The 19,389-nt window shown below is 61.3% G+C and carries 20 protein-coding genes; 9 read left to right on the top strand and 11 right to left on the bottom strand.

Annotated elements, in window-relative coordinates; all coding sequences use genetic code 11:
- The first annotated feature begins 56 nt into the window (after positions 1 to 56).
- Positions 57 to 848, top strand: coding sequence for a type 2 periplasmic-binding domain-containing protein (locus tag D0544_RS04100; RefSeq protein WP_125014726.1), 792 nt, complete (start codon positions 57 to 59; stop codon positions 846 to 848).
- On the opposite strand, the gene D0544_RS04095 is transcribed toward D0544_RS04100, so the two are convergent.
- The 4 genes from D0544_RS04095 to D0544_RS04080 all read right to left on the bottom strand — a co-directional run bounded on the left by D0544_RS04095 (position 849) and on the right by D0544_RS04080 (position 5,733).
- On the bottom strand, positions 849 to 2,210 hold the full coding sequence (locus tag D0544_RS04095) for a class II 3-deoxy-7-phosphoheptulonate synthase (protein WP_125014725.1): 1,362 nt from the start codon (positions 2,208 to 2,210) through the stop codon (positions 849 to 851). It abuts the gene before it with no gap.
- 32 nt (positions 2,211 to 2,242) lie between these two features.
- The gene (mnmH, locus tag D0544_RS04090) at positions 2,243 to 3,355 is read right to left on the bottom strand and encodes a tRNA 2-selenouridine(34) synthase MnmH (protein ID WP_125014724.1); all 1,113 of its coding nucleotides are present in this window, start codon (positions 3,353 to 3,355) and stop codon (positions 2,243 to 2,245) included.
- Positions 3,352 to 4,395 (bottom strand): selenide, water dikinase SelD, encoded by a 1,044-nt coding sequence (gene selD, locus D0544_RS04085; RefSeq protein WP_125014723.1) that lies wholly within the window; start codon positions 4,393 to 4,395, stop codon positions 3,352 to 3,354. The genes mnmH and selD overlap by 4 nt, the downstream gene beginning before the upstream one ends.
- Before the next feature lie 87 nt (positions 4,396 to 4,482).
- Positions 4,483 to 5,733, bottom strand: a complete 1,251-nt coding sequence (locus D0544_RS04080; protein ID WP_125014722.1) for an MFS transporter — start codon at positions 5,731 to 5,733, stop codon at positions 4,483 to 4,485.
- A 99-nt stretch (positions 5,734 to 5,832) separates the two neighbouring features.
- Here D0544_RS04080 and D0544_RS04075 point away from each other — a divergent pair, with 99 nt between their 5' ends.
- Positions 5,833 to 6,699: a LysR family transcriptional regulator gene (locus tag D0544_RS04075; protein ID WP_125014721.1), complete on the top strand. Its 867-nt coding sequence runs from the start codon at positions 5,833 to 5,835 to the stop codon at positions 6,697 to 6,699.
- A gap of 3 nt (positions 6,700 to 6,702) precedes the next feature.
- Here the strand turns inward: D0544_RS04075 and D0544_RS04070 are convergent, their stop codons facing one another.
- Positions 6,703 to 6,867, bottom strand: a complete 165-nt coding sequence (locus tag D0544_RS04070; RefSeq protein ID WP_207905754.1) for a DUF1127 domain-containing protein — start codon at positions 6,865 to 6,867, stop codon at positions 6,703 to 6,705.
- A 197-nt stretch (positions 6,868 to 7,064) separates the two neighbouring features.
- On the opposite strand from D0544_RS04070, the gene gcvA reads away from it, so the two are divergent.
- The 3 genes from gcvA (at position 7,065) to D0544_RS04055 (ending at position 9,239) form a co-directional block, all read left to right on the top strand.
- The gene (gcvA, locus tag D0544_RS04065) at positions 7,065 to 7,979 is read left to right on the top strand and encodes a transcriptional regulator GcvA (RefSeq protein WP_125014719.1); all 915 of its coding nucleotides are present in this window, start codon (positions 7,065 to 7,067) and stop codon (positions 7,977 to 7,979) included.
- A gap of 89 nt (positions 7,980 to 8,068) precedes the next feature.
- Positions 8,069 to 8,887: a TatD family hydrolase gene (locus D0544_RS04060; RefSeq protein ID WP_125014718.1), complete on the top strand. Its 819-nt coding sequence runs from the start codon at positions 8,069 to 8,071 to the stop codon at positions 8,885 to 8,887.
- A gap of 1 nt (position 8,888) precedes the next feature.
- The gene (locus D0544_RS04055) at positions 8,889 to 9,239 is read left to right on the top strand and encodes a gamma-glutamylcyclotransferase family protein (RefSeq protein ID WP_125014717.1); all 351 of its coding nucleotides are present in this window, start codon (positions 8,889 to 8,891) and stop codon (positions 9,237 to 9,239) included.
- A 17-nt stretch (positions 9,240 to 9,256) separates the two neighbouring features.
- On the opposite strand, the gene D0544_RS04050 is transcribed toward D0544_RS04055, so the two are convergent.
- The gene (locus tag D0544_RS04050; RefSeq protein ID WP_125014716.1) at positions 9,257 to 9,835 is read right to left on the bottom strand and encodes an NADPH-dependent FMN reductase; all 579 of its coding nucleotides are present in this window, start codon (positions 9,833 to 9,835) and stop codon (positions 9,257 to 9,259) included.
- 184 nt (positions 9,836 to 10,019) lie between these two features.
- Here D0544_RS04050 and D0544_RS04045 point away from each other — a divergent pair, with 184 nt between their 5' ends.
- The 4 genes from D0544_RS04045 to D0544_RS04030 all read left to right on the top strand — a co-directional run bounded on the left by D0544_RS04045 (position 10,020) and on the right by D0544_RS04030 (position 13,948).
- On the top strand, positions 10,020 to 10,391 hold the full coding sequence (locus D0544_RS04045; protein WP_125014715.1) for a cupin domain-containing protein: 372 nt from the start codon (positions 10,020 to 10,022) through the stop codon (positions 10,389 to 10,391).
- Positions 10,392 to 10,565: 174 nt separating this feature from the next.
- On the top strand, positions 10,566 to 11,564 hold the full coding sequence (gene gap, locus D0544_RS04040) for a type I glyceraldehyde-3-phosphate dehydrogenase (RefSeq protein WP_125014714.1): 999 nt from the start codon (positions 10,566 to 10,568) through the stop codon (positions 11,562 to 11,564).
- Between the two features lie 86 nt (positions 11,565 to 11,650).
- Positions 11,651 to 11,896 (top strand): CDGSH iron-sulfur domain-containing protein, encoded by a 246-nt coding sequence (locus D0544_RS04035; RefSeq protein WP_125014713.1) that lies wholly within the window; start codon positions 11,651 to 11,653, stop codon positions 11,894 to 11,896.
- Positions 11,897 to 13,948 (top strand): PAS domain S-box protein, encoded by a 2,052-nt coding sequence (locus tag D0544_RS04030; RefSeq protein ID WP_125014712.1) that lies wholly within the window; start codon positions 11,897 to 11,899, stop codon positions 13,946 to 13,948.
- 41 nt (positions 13,949 to 13,989) lie between these two features.
- Here the strand turns inward: D0544_RS04030 and D0544_RS04025 are convergent, their stop codons facing one another.
- The 5 genes from D0544_RS04025 to D0544_RS04005 all read right to left on the bottom strand — a co-directional run bounded on the left by D0544_RS04025 (position 13,990) and on the right by D0544_RS04005 (position 19,362).
- Positions 13,990 to 14,679 (bottom strand): crotonase/enoyl-CoA hydratase family protein, encoded by a 690-nt coding sequence (locus D0544_RS04025; RefSeq protein ID WP_125014711.1) that lies wholly within the window; start codon positions 14,677 to 14,679, stop codon positions 13,990 to 13,992.
- 109 nt (positions 14,680 to 14,788) lie between these two features.
- A complete protein-coding gene (locus tag D0544_RS04020) occupies positions 14,789 to 15,580 on the bottom strand; it encodes an IclR family transcriptional regulator (protein WP_243647244.1) in 792 nt (263 codons plus the stop codon).
- Positions 15,581 to 15,606: 26 nt separating this feature from the next.
- Positions 15,607 to 16,821 (bottom strand): glycolate oxidase subunit GlcF, encoded by a 1,215-nt coding sequence (gene glcF, locus D0544_RS04015; RefSeq protein ID WP_125014709.1) that lies wholly within the window; start codon positions 16,819 to 16,821, stop codon positions 15,607 to 15,609.
- Positions 16,822 to 16,837: 16 nt separating this feature from the next.
- A complete protein-coding gene (glcE, locus tag D0544_RS04010; RefSeq protein ID WP_125014708.1) occupies positions 16,838 to 17,896 on the bottom strand; it encodes a glycolate oxidase subunit GlcE in 1,059 nt (352 codons plus the stop codon).
- Positions 17,896 to 19,362 carry an FAD-linked oxidase C-terminal domain-containing protein gene (locus D0544_RS04005; protein WP_125014707.1) on the bottom strand — a complete coding sequence of 489 codons (1,467 nt, stop codon included), beginning with the start codon at positions 19,360 to 19,362 and terminating at the stop codon, positions 17,896 to 17,898. The genes glcE and D0544_RS04005 overlap by 1 nt, the downstream gene beginning before the upstream one ends.
- Positions 19,363 to 19,389 lie beyond the last annotated feature (27 nt).

Below are 19,389 nucleotides of genomic sequence, written 5' to 3'. Positions count from 1 at the left end.
GTAAATTGATCAACAAATCGTCCACCGACCGCACCAGCTCTCCCCAGAGGACCAGTATGCGCGCACTACGACGTTATTTTCTGCACCTGCCCTGGCTGCTGCTGGCCTCAACGGGAGCCCACGGCCAGGCCTGCAGCCAGGTCACCATCGCCGGGCATCCGAACCTGCCGCCGGTGGTCTGGGGGGACTACCTGTCGACGCTGGGTTCGGCCCCGGAGTTAGTGAGCGAGATGCTGGCCGAACAGGGTATCTCGGTCCACTCCGATTTCAAAGGCGGCAACAACCGGGTGATGCGGGATTTCAAGCTGGGTAAGTTTGATATCAATCCCGCTATGGCCCGTACCCCGGAGGCCGAAAGTTACACGGTCTTTGTTGAACCCCCCATCTACACCCAAAGCTACATTGTGATTACCCGTCGCAGAAGCAATCTCGAGATCACCGACTGGTCCCAGCTGCGCAAACTCAAGGGCGTCGCCTCCAAGGATACCTACCTCGGGGCCCGCTTCGAGGCCTTTGCCGAAGCCGAACTCGACCTGCTACGCATCCAGAACGCACAACAGGGGCTGAAGATGCTCAACGTCGGCCGGGTCGACTACGCCATCTACCCCCAGATTCAGGATGATCTCTTTGTCTCCCTGCTCGACATGGAGGGGGTGTTCGAGAAGATGCCGGTGGATATCGCCTCTTTCGAACTCTATATCGGCATCTCCCGCGCCAGCCTCTGCGACTTTCCGCTGCAACAGATGAGCGAATGGCTCAGCCACTCCCAACACAGTGGCCACGCCGCCCATGTAATGAACGACAACCTCTACAAGTGGATGGGCTACGGGCTCAACCAAAAACCCTGATTAACGCCCGCCGGATCGACAATCCTTTAGCATCTCCGCCATCAGGAAGGCCAGCTCCAGTGCCTGGTCGGCATTCAGTCGGGGGTCGCACTGGGTATGGTAACGATCACCCAGCAACTCCTCGGTAATGGAGCCACTGCCGCCGGTGCACTCGGTAACATCCTGCCCCGTCATCTCGAAGTGAACGCCGCCGGCATAGCTGCCCTCGGCACGATGCACATCGAAGAAGCCCCGGACCTCCCGCAGTATCTGCTCAAAGGGGCGGGTCTTGTAGCCGCTGCTGGCCTTGATGGTATTGCCGTGCATCGGGTCACAACTCCAGACCACCCGGGCCCCCTCCCGCTGCACCGCCCGTAACAGCGGTGGGAAGGTTTCGGCCACCCGGTCGGCCCCCATGCGCACGATCAGGTTCAGCCGCCCCGCTTCGTTATGGGGGTTGAGACGCTCAATCAGGCGCAGCAGCTCATCTTCCGTGATGCTGGGCCCCAGTTTCAGTCCGATCGGGTTACAGACCCCGCTCAAAAACTCGACGTGGGCCGAGTCGAGCTGGCGCGTACGATCACCGATCCACAGCATATGGGCAGAGCAGTCATACCAGTCGCCACTCAGGCTGTCGCGCCGGGTAAACGCCTGCTCGTAGTTCAGCAGCAGCGCTTCGTGGGAGGTGAACAGGGTGGTTTCCCGGATCGCCTTGGTGTTCTCGGCCGTCATCCCGCAGGCGGCCATAAAGCCCAGGGTCTCATCGATGCGATCGGCCAGGTGCTGGTAACGCTCGCTGAGGTCCCGATTGTGAATGAAGTCCAGGTTCCATCGGTGCACCTGGTGCAGGTCCGCCATCCCCCCCTTGGAGAAGGCGCGCAGCAGGTTGAGGGTGGCCGCTGCCTGATGGGTCGCTTGCAGCATACGCTGGGGATCAGGAATACGCGCGACGGCATCGAACTCAATACCGTTGACGATATCACCCCGATAGCTCGGCAATTCCACGTCGTCGACCACCTCGGTGGCGGCACTGCGGGGTTTGGCGAACTGACCCGCCATGCGTCCCACCTTGACCACCGGGCAGCTGGCCCCGAAGGTGAGCACTATGGCCATCTGCAGCAGCACCTTGAAGGTATCGCGTATGGTATCGGCGCCAAACTCGGCAAAGCTCTCGGCGCAGTCCCCCCCCTGCAGCAGAAAAGCGCGCCCCTCGGCCACCTCCGCCAACTGCTGTTTGAGATCCCGAGCCTCACCGGCAAACACCAGCGGCGGGAACCCCGCCAGCTGCTCCTCCACGGCCTGCAGCGCCAGGGGATTCGGGTAGTCCGGTTGCTGCTGGATGGGGTAGTCCCTCCAGCTGGAAGGGGTCCATACTCGGCTCATAACTGTTTCCTTATGTGGCCCAGGGCCAGAGATCATTGCTCAACGCCCAGGTTCCGCAGGTAGCTCACCACCTCGGAGTAAGAACCCCGGAAGCGGATGCGCTCCTTTTTCTGATCCAGCTGGTACTGGTACATGGGATCGTAATACTGCTCCAGCACCTGGGCGATGGCATCGCGATAGACCCCCGCCACCGACTCCAGCTGGCGATGTTGCAGCGCCTGCTGGAGGGCATCCCGGATCTGCTGGTAACGCTCACCCCCGAGACGACGACGGATCCCCTCAATGGCATCCAGCAGGTAATTTGAGAAGGCAAGGTAGCCCTCCTCCTCACCCAAATGCGACCGGTAAGCGGTCAGCATATCCTCAACGTACTCCCGCTGCAGGCGCTCAATACGCTCCTCCAGGCCGGCCTCGATCACCACCACCGGCGCCTGTGCCATCGCCTCCTGCAGCGCCGGGGGTAAACCGCAACGGCCCACCATCCGGCTCTCATCCTCCAGCACCATGAGGCTGTGTCCGGCGGCCCGCAACTTCAGAAGGCGCACCGCCAGGGCATTTTCAAAATTGATCTGGGTGGGCTGGCCACCGATCTGCTTACCGAAACTGGAACCCTTGTGGTTCGCGAGCCCCTCCAGGTCGACGCTGTTGTCGAGCTCCGCCAGCAGCGGGGTCTTCCCGGTTCCCGTCAGGCCGCCCACCACCATGAATCGAGCGCTGGCAATCACCTCGTCGATGCTGTCAATCAGAAAACGACGCAGTGCCTTGTAGCCACCCTCGACGAAGGGCATCTCGATTCCCGCTTCCGCCAGCCACTGTTGGCTTATTTTCGAACGCAGCCCGCCACGAAAGCAGTAGAGCACCCCCTCTGGGTGGGCCGCAGCAAAGGCCTGCCAACGGGCCACCCGTGCCGCCTTTATATCTGCGGTCGCCATCTCATTGCCGAGGGCGATCGCCGCATCCTGACCCGCATTCTTGTAGCGGGTCCCGATCAGCTCCCGTTGGCGATCATCGAGCAGCGGCAGGTTCTGGCTTGTAGGGAACGCCCCCTTATCGAACTCTACAGGGGCGCGGACATCCATCAGCGGGATATCCTCGAGGAACAGATTCAGATAGTGATCGATGTCGATATTGGGGCGCTTGCTCATCCGGCGACCACCTCGACCCGCACTCCGCCGCGCGCTGGCAGCAGCTCGCCGAAGCAGCTCAGGCTAAGGCCATGGGCCTCGGCCACCGCCAGGAATGCGGCCTCCTCCTGAGGCTCAACCGCCACCAGCAAACCGCCGCTGGTCTGGGGGTCACAGAGGATCTGTTGCATCGACTCGTCCAATGGCGGCGCTTTGTGCCCATAGCTCTGGTAGTTACGCAGGGTGCCCCCGGGCACGCAACCCTGCAGCCGGTAGCGCTCGGCCTCGGCAATCACAGGCACCTGCGCCATCTGGATGCGCGCATCCAGGTTGCTGCCCTCGCACAGCTCCAGCAGGTGTCCGAGCAGGCCGAAGCCGGTGACGTCGGTCATCGCGCTGATGCCCGGCAGGGCGGAGAGTTCGGCGCCGATGCGGTTGAGGGTACACATGCTATCGCGGGCGATGTGGGCATGCTCGGGCTGCAGCAGTTTTTTCTTCTGCGCGGTGGTGAGAATGCCCACCCCCAAAGGCTTGGTCAGGTAGAGGCGACTACCGGCGGTGGCGGTATTGTTCTGTTTCAGGCGGTCGAGGCTCACCTGGCCGGTGACCGCCAGCCCGAAGATCGGCTCGGGAGCGTCGATACTGTGGCCTCCGGCCAGCAGGATACCGGCGTCCAGGCAGGCCTGGCGCCCCCCCTCCACCACCTGGGCGGCGATTTCGGCATCCAGCTGGTTGATCGGCCAACCAAGGATCGCAATCGCCATTAGCGGGTTGCCCCCCATGGCGTAAACATCGCTGATCGCATTGGTGGCCGCGATGCGTCCGAAATCGAAAGGGTCGTCCACAATCGGCATAAAGAAGTCGGTGGTACTGATTACCCCGGTGCCGTTGCCCAGGTCGTAGACCGCCGCGTCATCCTTGGAGCTGTTGCCCACCAGCAGGCGCTCATCATCGGGCAACGCCAGGTTGGACTGTAGAATACGGTCAAGCACCCCGGGGGCGATCTTGCAGCCGCACCCGGCGCCGTGGCTGTACTCGGTAAGTTTGATGGTGTCGCTCATGGCCGCTCCCGGGAAGAAAATCGGGCATACGTTAGCAGCTTTGGCAAAAGATGCAATTTACCCGCACCCACGGCTGCACCCTGGTGCCTAGCGGGCGCAGGCGCTGTGGGGTCCGGAACGCCTCGGGCCGGGAGGCTCAACGCGCTCCAGCATCACCTCCGTTGACGCAGGTCGCAGCCACAACCGCAGCGCCATGGCCGCGGTCAGCGCCAACACCAGCAGCGAGCCCAGCACCACTCCAGACCATCCCGACTGCTGCCAGAAGGGTTCCAGATAGAAGCCACCACTGCTGGCACCCACGTAGTAAAACACCAGGTAAAGGGAGGAGGCGCTGCCTCGCGCGAAGGCGGCGTTATGGCTCACCCAGGAGCTGGCCATGGAGTGGCAGAAGAAGAAGCCGAAACTGTTGATCAACAGCCCCCCCAGAATTGCCCACAGGCTGGGGATCAGGGTCACCAGGGTGCCGCACATAAAGATGGCAATCCCCATCAGCATGCACAAGGGCTGCGGCAGCCCCCGGGCGATGCGCCCCGACAGGGCGGAAGCAAAGGTGCCGCTGAGATAGCACAGAAAGAGCATGCCCAGAAAGCTGGCGGAGAGCAGGTAGGGCTCGGCGCTCAGCAAAAAGGTAACGTAGCTGTACTGGTTGATGAAGATAAAGAAGTTCAGCCCACCAATCAGGTACGCCAGCAGCAGTACCGGGTTACGCAGGTGGCGTCCCATATCCCCCAGCACCCCGCACAGGCGGAAAGGCTTGGGGGTAAAGTGGCGCGAAGGGGGCAACAGCCACAGCAGCAGCGACAGGCAGACCAGACTGATCAGCGACATCACCCAGAAAGCACTCTGCCAGCCGGCCAGGTCGGTCATGAAGCCCCCCACCAGGCGCCCGCCAATCCCACCCAGGGTGTTGCCGCTGATGTAGATGCCCACCGCGACGCCCAGTGCCGGCTTGCTGTACTCATCGCCCATGTAGGCGATGGCGATTGCCGGCAGGCCTCCCAGCAGGAACCCCTGCACCACCCTAAGCCAGAGCAGGGTTTCAAACTCCTCCACAAAGCCCAGTGCGAGGGTGAGCAGCAGCACACCGCCCAGCGACACCAGCATCAACCCCCGGCGCCCAATGGCGTCGGACAGGGGGCCGTAGACCAGCAGTGAACAGGCCAGCATGAGGGTGGTCAAAGAGAGGCTCCAGCTGGCCACCAGGGGCGACACCCCGAACGTCTCGCTAAAGCTCGGCAGCATCGGCTGGGTGGTATAGATATTGGCGAACACCATAAAGGAGCCGAGACTCAGGGCCAGGGTGCTACGCCAGAATTGGGGGGTGCGTGCTTCGATCATGGATGGCACTCTAGCGCCCGCCAAACAATATATAAAATATATTATTTATATGATATCAATATCATTCTAATATGATTAACTCCTTCAGGAGCGATCGCAATGAACCTGCGCCAGCTGGAATGCTTTCATGCCGTGGCCAAGCACCTCAACTTTACCCGGGCCGCCGGGGAGCTGAATATGGCACAGCCTGCGGTCAGCATCGCAGTGCAGAAACTTGAGCACGCCCTCCGGCTGACCCTGTTCAACCGACAGGACAAGCGCATCAGCCTCACAGCGGAGGGGGAGCGCCTGCTGCACCATAGCCGCCTCATCCTCTCCCAGCTGCGCGATGCCAGGCGGGAGATGGCTGAGCTTAGTGGACTGGAGCGCGGAGAGGTCTCAATCGGTATCCCCAGCATGCTGGGCTCCTATTACTTCCCTCCCCTGCTGATGGCCTTCAAGCACCGCTACCCCGACCTTAAACTCAGCGTGGTGGAGGCGGGTACCCGCGCTATCCAGCAGATGCTGTTCAGCGGCGAACTCGACCTCGGGATCGTGGTGGACCACAACCTGCCCGATACACTGGAAACCCACGGTTTCCTTGAAGAGGAGATGATCGTCTGCGTCAACCGGGAGCACCCCTTCGCCCAGCAGCCCAGCGTCAGTGTTGAGGCGTTCTTTGCCGAGGAGCTGGCGCTCTTCAAACCCGGTTATTTTCACCGGGAGTTTATTGACCAGCTCTGCCAGGCACACCAACTGCATCCGCAGATCGCTTTCGAGACCAACCTGATCCCACTCACCAAATCGATCGTCGCCAACGGTTTTGCGATCACCACCTTCCTGCGCATGGTGATCGCCGGAGATAGCGAACTGGTGGCGATCCCCTTCTCCAACCCGGTCCACCTGAAGCTGGCAATCGCCTGCAAACGCGGCGGCTACCTGAGCCGGGCCAACCGCGCTTTCCTCGACTTCATGCTGGCCCAGTAGGCTTCAACGCCAGAAGGGCTTGTCCACCTCCCGCTGTCGCTGGGACTCATCAATGCCTACGTCCTTAAGCAGATGGGAGGGCATCTCACGCAGGTAGCGACGGGTTTGTGCCCGCTGGCGCCACAAACGCACCCTGGCAACAAGGGCCTTCCACCGCCGGCCGGCCAACGCGCTCCCGGCGCGCCTGCTTCCATTCCCATAACCACAACTATTATTTATGCAAAATCCCTGATTCATGATCGACCTCCTCCCGGTTAAATGCTGATGTATTCAGCCTTGAGATCTAAAACTAACGACCAAACCCCTTTTCGACAAACGGTTAAATCTAGGGTATATATAAGTTTTACTTATCTTGTAATGACCCTATGAAGCTTCGACTCCCCTCACTCAACGGCTTCCGGGTGTTTGAGGCTGCGGCCCGCCACCTGAGCTTCACCCGTGCCGCCGACGAGCTCTTTGTCAGCCAGGCAGCGGTCAGCCAACAGATCCGCCAGCTGGAAGAGCAGTTGGGCTATCCGCTGTTTCGCCGCCTTAGCCGGCGCCTGCTGCTGACCGATGAGGGGCAGCGCCTGCTGCCCTTCGTCAGCGAGGCGATGCACGCCCTCCAGCAGGGGGTACAAACCCTTATCGATGAGCAACAGCAGCGTCCCCTCAATTTGTCGGTGCTCCCCTCCCTGGCCTATCGCTGGCTGATCCCTCGCCTGATCCGCTACTCCACCCAGCACCCCGACCAGGAGGTACGCATCTCCGCCTCACTGTCACTGGTGGACTTCGGCAACAGCGATATGGACATGGCGATACGCTTTGGCCGCGGGCACTACCCGGGCCTTCACAGCGAGCTGTTGATGCGCGATGAAGCCTATCCGGTCTGCTCCCCCCGACTACTGGAGGAGGGCCCCCCTCTGACCGCCCCGGCCGACCTCCTTCACTACCGTCTACTGCACGACATGGGCCCCGGTGACCTGGACTGGGTCAACTGGTTTCACTGCGCCGGGGTCAACTACCAGCCCCGCAACCCGGGCTACACCATCGGCGACTCCAGCCTCACCATTGAAGCGGCGCTCTCCGGCCAGGGGGTTGCCCTGGCCCGCGCCACCCTGGTGGAGGAGGAGGTTGCCAGCGGCCGGCTGGTGCGTCCCTTCACCCTCAGCCTGCCCTCCGAGTTTGCCTACTACCTGGTGATGCCGCGGGAGAAGCGCGACCTCAAGCGAGTCCAGCTCTTTTGCCAATGGCTTCACTCCGCGGCCAACCAGCCCAGCGTCCCCGCACGCCCCCAATAAGGAGCGGTCCGGAGCGGCTTTATTCACCACAGGAGAAGACAAGCTCGCCCCCACCCGTGGTAAAATGGGCGACCCTGGCCGGAGTTCCCATGAGCAAAAAGAAACCTGACATCCCCCGTTTTAACCATCCGATCATCGAAACCCACTGCCACCTCGATTATCTCGACGAGGGCGAGCTCGATGAGCTGCTGGCGCGGTCAGCCGAACTTGGCATCGAACGCATGGTGACCATCGCCGTCTCCCCCGACAACCTGGAAAAGGTGTTGAAACTGAGCCGGGTCGATTCACGCATCTGGGGAACTCAGGGGATCCACCCCCACGACGCCGAGCAATACAACATCGACGTGGAAGCCCAGATCATCGAGCAGCTGGACGACCCTCGCATGTTGGCGGTGGGTGAAATTGGCCTCGATTACTACTACGACCACGCCGACCGCAAAGTGCAGCGCGAGGTGTTTGAGCGCCAGCTGCAGATCGCCGTCGACCGGCAGCTGCCAGTGGTGATCCACAGCCGCGAGGCCGACGAAGACACCCAGGCGATCCTTGCCAACTTCGAGCGCAGTCTGGCCCGCAAGGGGGTGATCCACAGTTTCACCTCGGGCATGGCGCTGGCCCGCTACTGCCTGGAACAGGGTTTTATGCTGGGTTTTAACGGCATCGCCACCTTTAACCGTGCCGAGAACGTGCGAGAGGTGGTGCGTGCCACCCCCATCGAGCAGCTGGTCCTGGAGACCGACTCCCCCTACCTGGCACCGGTCCCCTACCGCGGCAAACCCAACAGTCCCTGCTATCTGCCCTTTATCGCCCAGCGCATCGCCGAGGAGCTCGAGGTCGATACCGAGCACCTGCTCCGCCACGCCTACCGCAACAGCCTCGCGCTCTTCTTCCCCTCCGAGGTAACAGTCTGAGATGGAACAGTTGGTCTTTGTTTACGGGTCGCTGCGCCAGGGAGCGCACTGCCATGAGCGCATGGCGGGGGCACATTTTCTCGGCTTCGAACAGACACCACCGATCTACGCATTCTACAGCCTGGGCCTCTACCCCGCCGCCGTCGAGGGGGGCAACCAGCGGCTACTGGGTGAAATCTATCGGGTAAATCCGCTTCAATTGGAACTGCTGGACCAGTTCGAGCGCTACCCCGACCTCTACCAGCGCTCCCGCATCCCCAGTCGTTACGGTCACAGCTGGATCTACACCATGCCCAGGCCGCCCGCCGATGGTCGCCTTTTGGGTCACGGCGACTGGCTACTGGAGATTTAACGCCAGCGCTGCAAGGATTAGCCCCCGTTCAGGCGACGCACCGTCTCCACCAACGCCACCCCCAGCCCCTCAATCCGTGATTGCTGGCCAGGGTCCAGCAGCTGCCCCTCCTCCCCAAAGGCCTGCACCGCGTTGCCAACCGCCTGCTGCTGCGGCAGCACCAGCACCCCAATATTGCCCAGCAGCATGCGCAGGCTAACCAACCCCCGCAATCCCCCCAGAGCCCCCGGCGAGGTCGACATCAGGGCGGCCACTTTGCCATTAAAAGCCAGCAGAGACGGCTCATCCTGCTGTTCACGGCGACTGCACCAGTCGATCGCATTTTTCAGCAACGCGCTGTAAGCGCTGTTGTGCTCAGGGGAGGCGATCAGAAAACCATCGTGATCGACTAACAGCTGCTTAAAACGGCGCACGCTGTCAGGCAACCCCTGCTCCGCCTCCAGGTCCTCGCAGTAGATGGGCATGGGATAGTCCGCAAGGTCCACCCGGGTCACCTCTGCGCCCGCCGCACTGGCAGCCTCCCCGGCTATTGCCACCAGCTTTTTGTTCCACGAGTGCCGGCGAGCACTACCGGCAAAAGCAAGAATTCGTACCATCGTTGGCTCCTCGATTGATGGGCACAGCCCGGATTTACCGGCTATTACCCGACTATAACACTAAGGTTCCAGTGGGCACAGCTACCCATAAATGTTCGTTTTATTGGACATAACCATGGCGACACGTAGAATCGAACCAGCTAATTAACAACAGTAAACGGGCAAACAGGGAGCCAGGCGCACCATGAATGTAAAAAATATTATTCTTTTTGACCAGGCCGAGACCACCGCCGAAACCTACCGGGTGGAGGCTGAAAAGCAGCTCAAGGGTGACCCGCAGCAGACCCTGTGGAACCACTACAGCGACCCCAGCGAGCAGTTCTTCAGCGGCATCTGGCAGTCAGAACCCGGCTGCTGGCGCGTCAGCTACAGTGAGCATGAGTTCTGCCAGATTCTGGCCGGGCACTCCATCCTGCGCGATGCCAAGGGTGGTGAGGTGCACCTCAAGGCGGGGGATAATTTCGTTATCCCGGCAGGCTTTAGTGGTGAGTGGGAGGTGGTCGAAACCACCAAAAAGATCTACGTTATCTACGAACCCAAGGCGGCCCAGGGCTGAGTCCACCAAGGCCCTGGAGCATTGACCGGAAGCGGGATAAATTCAGCGGAAACAGGGTCTAATTTTGTCGCAAGCGGGGTAAACTCAGCGCTGGGCCACCCAGCCACTCTGGAGACCCCATCAAGGATACTGGCCCGCTGGGCCCAGGCACAGAGCCTGCGACAAGGAACCCCTATGACCCTTCGAATTGCTATTAATGGTTTTGGCCGCATCGGCCGTACGATATTGCGCGCCCTCTATGAAAACGGCTACCGCCAGCAGCTGCAGGTGGTCGCCATCAATGACCTGGGCGATCCCGCCATCAACGCCCACCTTCTCCAGTACGATTCCGTGCACGGCCGCATGGGCGGCACTGTCGATCACGACCAGGAAAGCTTGAGCCTGATGGGGGACCGCATCGCGCTATTAAACGAACCCGACCCGGCCGCCCTGCCCTGGGATCGTCTCGGCATTGACCTGGTGCTGGAGTGCAGTGGCCGCTTTAAAACCCGTGAGGCCGCCTCAGCCCACCTCAACGCCGGCGCCCGCCGGGTGCTGATCTCCTCACCGGCCAAGGAGGTCGACGCCACCATCGTCTATGGCGTCAATGACCATATACTGAAAGCGGAGCACCGCATCGTTTCCAACGCCTCCTGCACCACCAACTGCCTGGCACCAGTGTTAAAGGTTCTCAATGACCATATCGGTGTGGTCAACGGGCTAATGACCACCATCCACGCCGTTACCAATGACCAGCACGTCTCCGATGCCTATCACCGCGACCCCTACCGGGCCCGCGCCGCTTTCCAGTCCATCATTCCCACCAAAACCGGCGCTGCCGCCGCGGTTGGACTGGTACTGCCCGAGCTGGCGGGTCGCCTGGACGGCCAGGCCCTGCGCGTACCCACCCTGAACGTCTCTGTGGTCGACCTCTCCTTTATTGCCGCCCGCGATACCAGTGTGGAGGAGATCAACCAGATCATGGGTGACGCCGCCAGCCACTCCGCTGTACTCGACTACAACGAGCGCCCCCTGGTTTCCATCGACTTTAACCACAACCCTCATTCCGCCTGCTTCGACGCCCCTCAAACCCGAGTCTGCGGGCGACAGGTGAAGGTGATGGCCTGGTACGATAATGAGTGGGGCTACTCCAACCGCATGCTCGACACAGCACTTCGAATGCTCGCGCAATAACCCACCCGCTGCGCCAGGGCGCACCACTCTGGTGCCAACACTTCACCTTGGACTATGCTCTAGGAAAAGTGCCGATGGAGTTTGAGATGAGTGATGCTGTCCGTGCCGGTAATGCCCCCGTAGCCGTGGAGGTCACCCAGGGGAAGCGCTACTTCTGGTGTGCCTGTGGCCGTAGCGCCAAACAACCCTTTTGTGACGGTTCCCATCAGGGAACCGGCCTCTCCCCCCTGCCCTACGAAGCCACCCAGAATACCCGGGTTTTTTTCTGTCTCTGCAAGCAAACCGCTACCGCACCCCTGTGCGATGGTAGCCATAAGCTGGATACTCCCTGAATGGCATCATCCCCCCCCCTACAGCAGGAAGCAGGTCTCTGTATCGAGATAGAGGCCCTGAGCAGCATCTGCCGCGAAGTGGCTGCCCAGGTTCCCTGCCAGATCAGCATCATGGCCGGAACCGGGATCGTGGTAGCCTCCTCGATTGAGGGGCGCGCCGGCCAACCCCACGAAGGATCCTCGCGTGTTCTCAGCGGAGAGGTGAATGAACTGGAGGTAACTGCCGAGATGGCAGCCAACTCCGATTACATGCTTGAGGGATGTAATCTACCGGTCCGCATTGAGGGCACACCGGTATTCTGCCTGGGGGTGGCAGCTCCATTGGCGCAGGCTCGCAATTATGCCGCTATTGTTCGTACCTGTGTGGAGGTGATGCTGAAGGAGCAGCACATCATCCGGCGCGACCAGCAGCAACTCAAGCAGGCCCTCACCCTCCAGACGGAGCATCTGCAGAGCGCCCGCAGCGGGCGATTGGAGGCTGAAGCACAACTGCAACAGCAGCGTGAACGCCTGCTGGATATCGCCGATTTCATGTTCGACTCCATCTGGGAAACCGACGCCGAACTCCGGTTCACCTATATCTCCGAGCACATACTGAAAAAACTGGGGTTAGGGCCAGAGCAGGTATTTGGTAAAACACGGTGGGAGCTCTTCACCCCCTTGCTGGCCGAAGCGAAACCCGAGGAGTGGCGTGCCCACCAGCAGACAATGGAGGCGCACCAGGATTTCCATGGTTTTCAGTACGCCGTGCGCCTCGGCGACAGGGTCATCCATTATCGGGTCAGCGGCAAGGCACGCTTTGACGACCAAGGAAAATTTATCGGGTATCGGGGGGCCGGCCACGATGTGACTGCCCAGGTTAAGCTAGAGCGGGAGCTGGAGAGCAGTGCCGAGCGCTTGCGTAACATCGTCGAATCAGCCTCGGACTGGATCTGGGAAACCGACTCCGAGCACCGCTTTATCTACCTGTCACCGCGCTTCTACGAGGTGATGGGATACCGTCCGGAAGAGATACTGGGCAAAACCCGTGAACAGTTTGTCCAACAGGGTGGCGGTAACACGAGCAGTTCCGACTGGCAAAAACTCCTGCAACAGATCCACAACCACCAGCCCTTCAAGGAGTTTGAATACAGCGGGATCAAGTCCGATGGGGATCCCTTTTCCATCAAGATCAGTGGCTCCCCCTTTTACAATGTCGATGGCAGTTTTGCCGGTTATCAGGGGACCGGCAGCGACTTTACCCAGCTCAAGCAGGCCCAGCAGCAGCTGATCAGCGCCGAAAAACTGTCAGCGCTGGGCAGCATGGTCGCCGGAATTGCCCATGAGATCAATACGCCGGTGGGCATAGGCGTCACCGCTGCCTCGCACTTGCACGGCTGTACCCAACAATTGATCCACTCCTTTGAACAACAGACCCTGTCGCGTTCGGAGTTGAAAAAATATCTCGACACCGCCACCGAAGGCACCCAGATTCTGCTTAAAAACCTCAGCCGTGCAGCCGAGTTGACCGCCAGCTTCAAGCAGGTGTCGGTGGATCAGAGCACGAGTTCGATACGGACCATTAGGCTCAGCAACTATCTCCATGAGATGCTGGTCAGCCTCCGCCCACTCCTCAAAAAGACACCCCATGAAGTTCAACTGGAGTGCGACCCCTCTATCTCCATCACCACCAACCCCGGTGCCCTTTACCAGGTGTTCAGCAATCTGGTGATCAACTCGCTACAGCACGGTTTCTCCGAGCAGGACAAAGGCATCATTAAGGTCCATTGCAACCTCAGTGGGGAGTGTCTGCTGATCCACTACTGCGATAATGGTAGCGGTATGGAGGAGGAGCAGTTATCACGCATGTTTGAGCCCTTCTTTACGACCCGCCGTGCTGCCGGTAATACCGGACTGGGAATGCACCTGGTGTACAACCTGGTCACCGAATCCCTCAAAGGCACGATCAACGTTCAGAGCCTGCCAGGCAAAGGGATCCATATCAATATCCAGATTCCGCTCCAAAGGAGTGATTCCAGGCAACACACCCCCAGCCGCTCAGCCCTCGCCTAGCCAGCGGCCCCGCATCTCGGCGCGGCCGCTGAGCTCAACGCTTAGATCAACTGCTGCTTATCCAGCTCAATCGCCTGGTCCAGGGTGTCGAGCAATGCCTTGCGGGTCTTCAGCTTGGTCTGGTAATGGGCTTTCATATCCAGCCGGGAGAGAACCTGGGCCGCCTGCTGGGCCGTAGCCAGCACCGACGCCGCAGGAACAACCTGGTCCACAAAGCCGGCGATTTGCGCCTGCTTTGGATCCATCATCTCCGCCAGCACCACCGCCCGCTCAAAGGCTGCCGGTGTCAGCCGCTGGCGAGCCAGGGTAATGCCGGCATGGTGCATGGTCATACCGATCGCCACCTCGTTGAGGCCAATCTTGAAATCGCCGTCTGCTGCGATGCGCAGGTCTCCGGACAGAAGCAAAAACGCCCCCTTGGCAACCGCATGGCCCTCGCAGGCCACCACGACCGGCGTGGGGAAGCAGAGCAGTCGTCGGGCAAGGGTAGAGCCGGCGCTCACCAGTGCAATAGCTGCATCGGCTCCGCTGCCCATTACCCGCAGGTCATAACCACCGGAAAGGATACCCGGAGAGCCAGCCAACACCAGAACGGCGCCCGCCGCTTCCACCCGGTCAAGGGCCTCATTGAGCTGCACAATCACCTCGGGGGAGATCGCATTGACCTTGCCATTGTTGAGGGTGACGGTGGCCACCTTGCCATCGAGTTGCAAGTTAACGAGTTCACTCATTCTTTTTTTGCTCCGCTGCTGGGGCTCTGGGCCCCCTGTCTCTGTTCAGGCCCTCTAGAGCCTTTGTTATGGCAGTTACGCTTTGTAACCGAGCGGGAATCCTAGCAGATTATTGCCCCTCGGGTCTGCACCCGCCGATCAGGTGGGTAATCTCATCCGCCGCGGCCACTACCTGGGCCCCCAGTTCGGCAACCCGCTGCTGCTGCACCCGGACCGTGGGCCCGGAGATGGAGACCGCCGCCAGAGCCATGCCGAACTCGTCATAGACATTGGCCGCTATACAGCGCAGCCCTTCGTTCTGCTCCTCGTCATCGATGGAGTAACCGCGCAAGCGAATGGCCCGCAGCTCTTCACTGAAAGCAGCCTGGGTGGTCAGGGTGCGGGGGGTAAGCGCCGTCATGCCACTCCGACCCAACAGCTTCAGGGCTTCAGTCATCGGAAGGGCCGACAGCAGCGCCTTACCCACGCCACTGGCATGAATCGGGCCACTGCTGCCTACCCGTACCACCATACGCATCACGGCCTGGCATTCCACCTGCCCCACAAACACCACCTCAGCATCACGCAACACCCCAAGATTGGAGGTTTCGCCGGTTTGTTCCACCAACCGTTTCATGACTGCGCGCGACTGGGCGATAAAATCACGCTTCTTGAGGTAGGCGTTGCCGCAGCGAAAAGCGTTGATACCCACACTCCACCGGCCACGGGACTCATCCAGCTCGGTAAAACCCAGTTGCCGCATGCTATTGAGCAGACGGTGCACGGTGGAGGGGGGGAGCTGCTCGAGGCTTGCCAGCTCCGACAAAGTAAAGCCCATCTCATCTTCCGACAGGCGCATCAGCAGCTGGAAAGCGCGGGACAGGGATTGTACCTGCCCGCTCTTGCCCCGTTTCCCTGCCACGACTTTTCGATGCTCCACCACGGGCATCAACCCGGCTGGTCGAGCAGTTCAATCCAGTGGGAAACCGGTTGTTGCGCGCGGCTCTGCAGGTGCAGTTGGCAGCCGACATTCGCAGTCACAATACGATCCGGATTATCCATTGTGAGGGCCTCCAGCTTATTGCCCAGCAGGGTCTGGCTCATTTCCGGCTGCAGGATCGAATAGGTGCCTGCCGAGCCACAGCAGAGGTGGTTGTCACGGGTCTGGGTCAGCTCGAAGCCGACTGAACGCAGGATCTTCTGTACGGTCTGGGGCTGTTTGAGGGCATGCTGCAGGGTGCAGGGGCAGTGAACGGCGATGCGCTCCTGGCCGCCCTTGAGGGCCAGCACCGAAAGATCCTCCGCCGCCAGAACCTGACTGATATCCCGACACAGCTCGCTGATTCGACGCGCCTTCTCGGCGTAGGCAGGATCATCCCGTAGCAGGTGGCCATACTCCTCCACCATCGCGCCACAACCGCTGGCGGTTATCAGGATCGCCTCGGCGCCCGCTTCCACGGCAGGCCACCAGGCATCAATGTTACGACGCATAAAGTCCAGCCCCTCGCTGTGGGCGGCCAGGTGGTAGCTCACAGCGCCACAACAGCCGGCTTCCGGAGCCACCACCAGCGAGATCCCCAGCCGGTCGAGTACGCGAGCGGTGGCCGCCAGGGTGTTGGGTGTTGCCGCTGGTTGGGCACAGCCCTGCAACGCCAGCATGCGCCGGGGATGGCTGCGGGTGGGCCAGGGTGATGCGCTCTGGGTCGGGGGCACTTTGGCCTTGAGGGCCGATGGCAACAGCGGCCGCATCACCTGCCCCAATTTCAGCAGCGGGCCGAAGCGGTTGCGATAGGGCAACACCTGTCGCAGGGCCCAGCGAATCGCCCGCTGAGCCGGACTGCGGGGCAGCGACTGCTCCATAAGACCACGCCCGATATCCACCAGGCGGCCGTACTTGACCCCGGAGGGACAGGTGGTTTCGCAGCTGCGACAGGTGAGGCAGCGGTCGAGGTGGGTTCGGGTACGGTCGGTCACCTCCCCCCCCTCCAGCAGCTGCTTGATCAAATAGATACGACCGCGGGGACCGTCCCGCTCGTCGCAAAGTTCCTGATAGGTCGGGCAAGTGGCTGTACAAAAGCCACAGTGTACGCAACTGCGCAGGATCGCCTCGGCTTCCTGCCCCTCGGCACTGCCCCGGTACTGTTCACTAATCTGGGTTTTCATATCTCTGTCCGTCCCCTTACAACCAGCTGTAGAGCCGACCGGGGTTGAATAATCCGTGGGGATCCACCGCGTGCTTCACGCGCTGGTGCAGTCGCTGGATCGGCTCCGGCAGGGGGGGATTCACCTCACCAAGGCGGTCGCCCCCTCGATAGAGGGCCACACTTCCCCCCTGCTCACGGGCCCAGTGCTGCAGCGCCTCACTATCCTGCTCGCCCCGCAACCAGCGCTGGGAGCCCCCCCAATCGATCAACTGCCCGGCGGCCGCCAGTTGTGGCGCCGCCGAGTTGATGGAGAAGCGCCACAGGGGCTGGTCGCCTTCAAAATAGTCCAGCTGCTGCTCCCGCAGGCGGGTCCAGAAATCAGCTACCTCCTCCCATACCGCGCCGGGCCACTGGGCGATGGTCCCCTCCACGGCACTGGAGGCCCCCTCCAGCCGGAGATAGAGCACACCGTCGAGCCAGCAGGCGGCGGTCAGGGGCTTGGGGGTCCCCGCCAGGCGATTCATGGTATCGATCGCCTCCTGGGCATCGCACTCAATGCGCAGGGTTCGACTACAGGCGGGTTTGGGGAGCACCTTGAGGCTGACCTCGGTGATCACACCCAGGGTGCCCATGGCGCCGGCCTGGAAGCGGGAGAGGTCGTAACCCGCTACGTTTTTCATCACCTGCCCGCCGAAGCGCAGGTGCTCCCCTTCGCCATTTACCAGCCGCACCCCCAGCACCATGTCCCGAACCGAGCCTTGCCAGGGTCGACCCGGGCCGGACTGGTTGGTGGCCAGGGTGCCACCGATGGTGGCCTCGCCGCCAAACAGGGGCGGCTCAAAACTGAGTCGCTGGCCCTGCTCATCCAGAGCCGCTTCGATGTCACGAATCGGGGTTCCGGCACGGGCCGTCAGTACCAACTCCACCGGCTGGTAGTTGACGATGCCGCGATGGCCGGACACCTCCAGGATATCGCCCTCAGAGGATGCACGCCCCATAAAGGATTTACTGCCGCCACCCTTGATGAGCAGAGGTCGGTTGCTGTGCCGGGCCGTATTTACCTGATCAATAATCTGAGCTAACTGGTCCGTCATCAGTGCGTTCCCCCTGCCGTGGACGGTTCATCGATATGGTCAAGGGAGCGATACTCCTGACAGCGTTTCAACACCGGGATGCCCTTGCCCGGATTAAGGCTTCCACGGGGATCGAAGGCGTGTTTGATGGCGTGAAACAGGCTCAGCTCCTGATCATTAAACTGGCTGTGCATCTGCCGAATCTTCTCCACCCCTACGCCGTGCTCGCCGGTAATACAGCCACCCACTTCTACACAGAGCTCCAGGATGCGGGCGCCAAACTCCTCGGTCTTCTCCAGCTCGCCCGGTACATTGGCGTCAAACAGGATCAGCGGGTGCAGGTTACCGTCACCGGCATGGAACACATTGGCTACCCGTAGACCATAGTGGTCGGAGAGCTTCTGCATCTCGGTGAGGACATGGGTCAGTTGCCCGCGCGGAATGGTGCCATCCATGCAGTAGTAGTCGGGAGACAGGCGACCGACGGCGGGAAAGGCTGATTTACGTCCCTTCCACAGCAGCGCACGCTCCTCTTCATTGTGGGAGACCCGGGTCGCGATCGCCCCCAGTTCCACAAACAGCGACTCCACCCGCGCAAGGTGCTCCTCCACCTCCTCGCGGGTCCCGTCCACCTCGCACAGCAGAAGCGCCTCGGCCTCCACCGGGTAGCCGGCCTTGGCGAAGGCTTCGGCGGCCTGGATGGCATAGCCGTCCATCATCTCCAGCCCCGCCGGGATAATCCCCTCGGCGATAATGCCACCCACCGCATCCCCCGCCTTTTGCACGGAATCGAAGGCCACCATCACCACCTGCGCCACCTCGGGGGTGGGCAGCAAACGAACCCGCACCTCGGTGACGACCCCAAGCAGCCCCTCGGAGCCGGTCATCAGGGCCATCAGGTCGTAGCCGGCACTGTCGAGCCCCTGGGAGCCGACCACTACCCGCTCTCCCTCGACGGTAATCATCTCCAGCTCGAGGATATTGTGGACCGTCAAACCGTACTTGAGGCAGTGCACCCCGCCCGAATTTTCCGCCACGTTGCCACCGATGGTGCAGGCGATCTGGGAGGAGGGGTCGGGGCCGTAGTAAAGCCCCTGCTCCGACGCCGCTTCAGAGATCGCAAGATTGCGGACCCCCGGCTGCACCCGGGCAGTCCGGCTGCGGGGATCGATCTCCAGAATCCGGTTGAAACGGGCCAGCGACAGCACCACCGCATCGGGGCTAGGCATGGCGCCGGCGCAGAGGCCGGTCCCGGCTCCGCGGGCGATCACCGGTACCTGATAATGGTGGCAGATGCGCATCACCTCCTGCACCTGCGCCACGGTGTCCGGCAGCACTACCAGCAGAGGCATCTCGGTATAGACCGAGAGCCCATCGCACTCGTAGGGCTTCTGGGTTTCGCTGTCCTCGATGACAAAGGCGGGATTGATCACTTCCCGAAATCGCTGTGCCAGCGCCGATTTACTGATCAGGGGTTGCTGTTTCATGGCTCTCCTAAACGGGAAAAGCGCCAC

The organism is Aestuariirhabdus litorea, from assembly GCF_003864255.1.
Lineage (GTDB): Bacteria > Pseudomonadota > Gammaproteobacteria > Pseudomonadales > Aestuariirhabdaceae > Aestuariirhabdus > Aestuariirhabdus litorea.
This window is presented reverse-complemented; position numbering and strand designations above follow the sequence as displayed.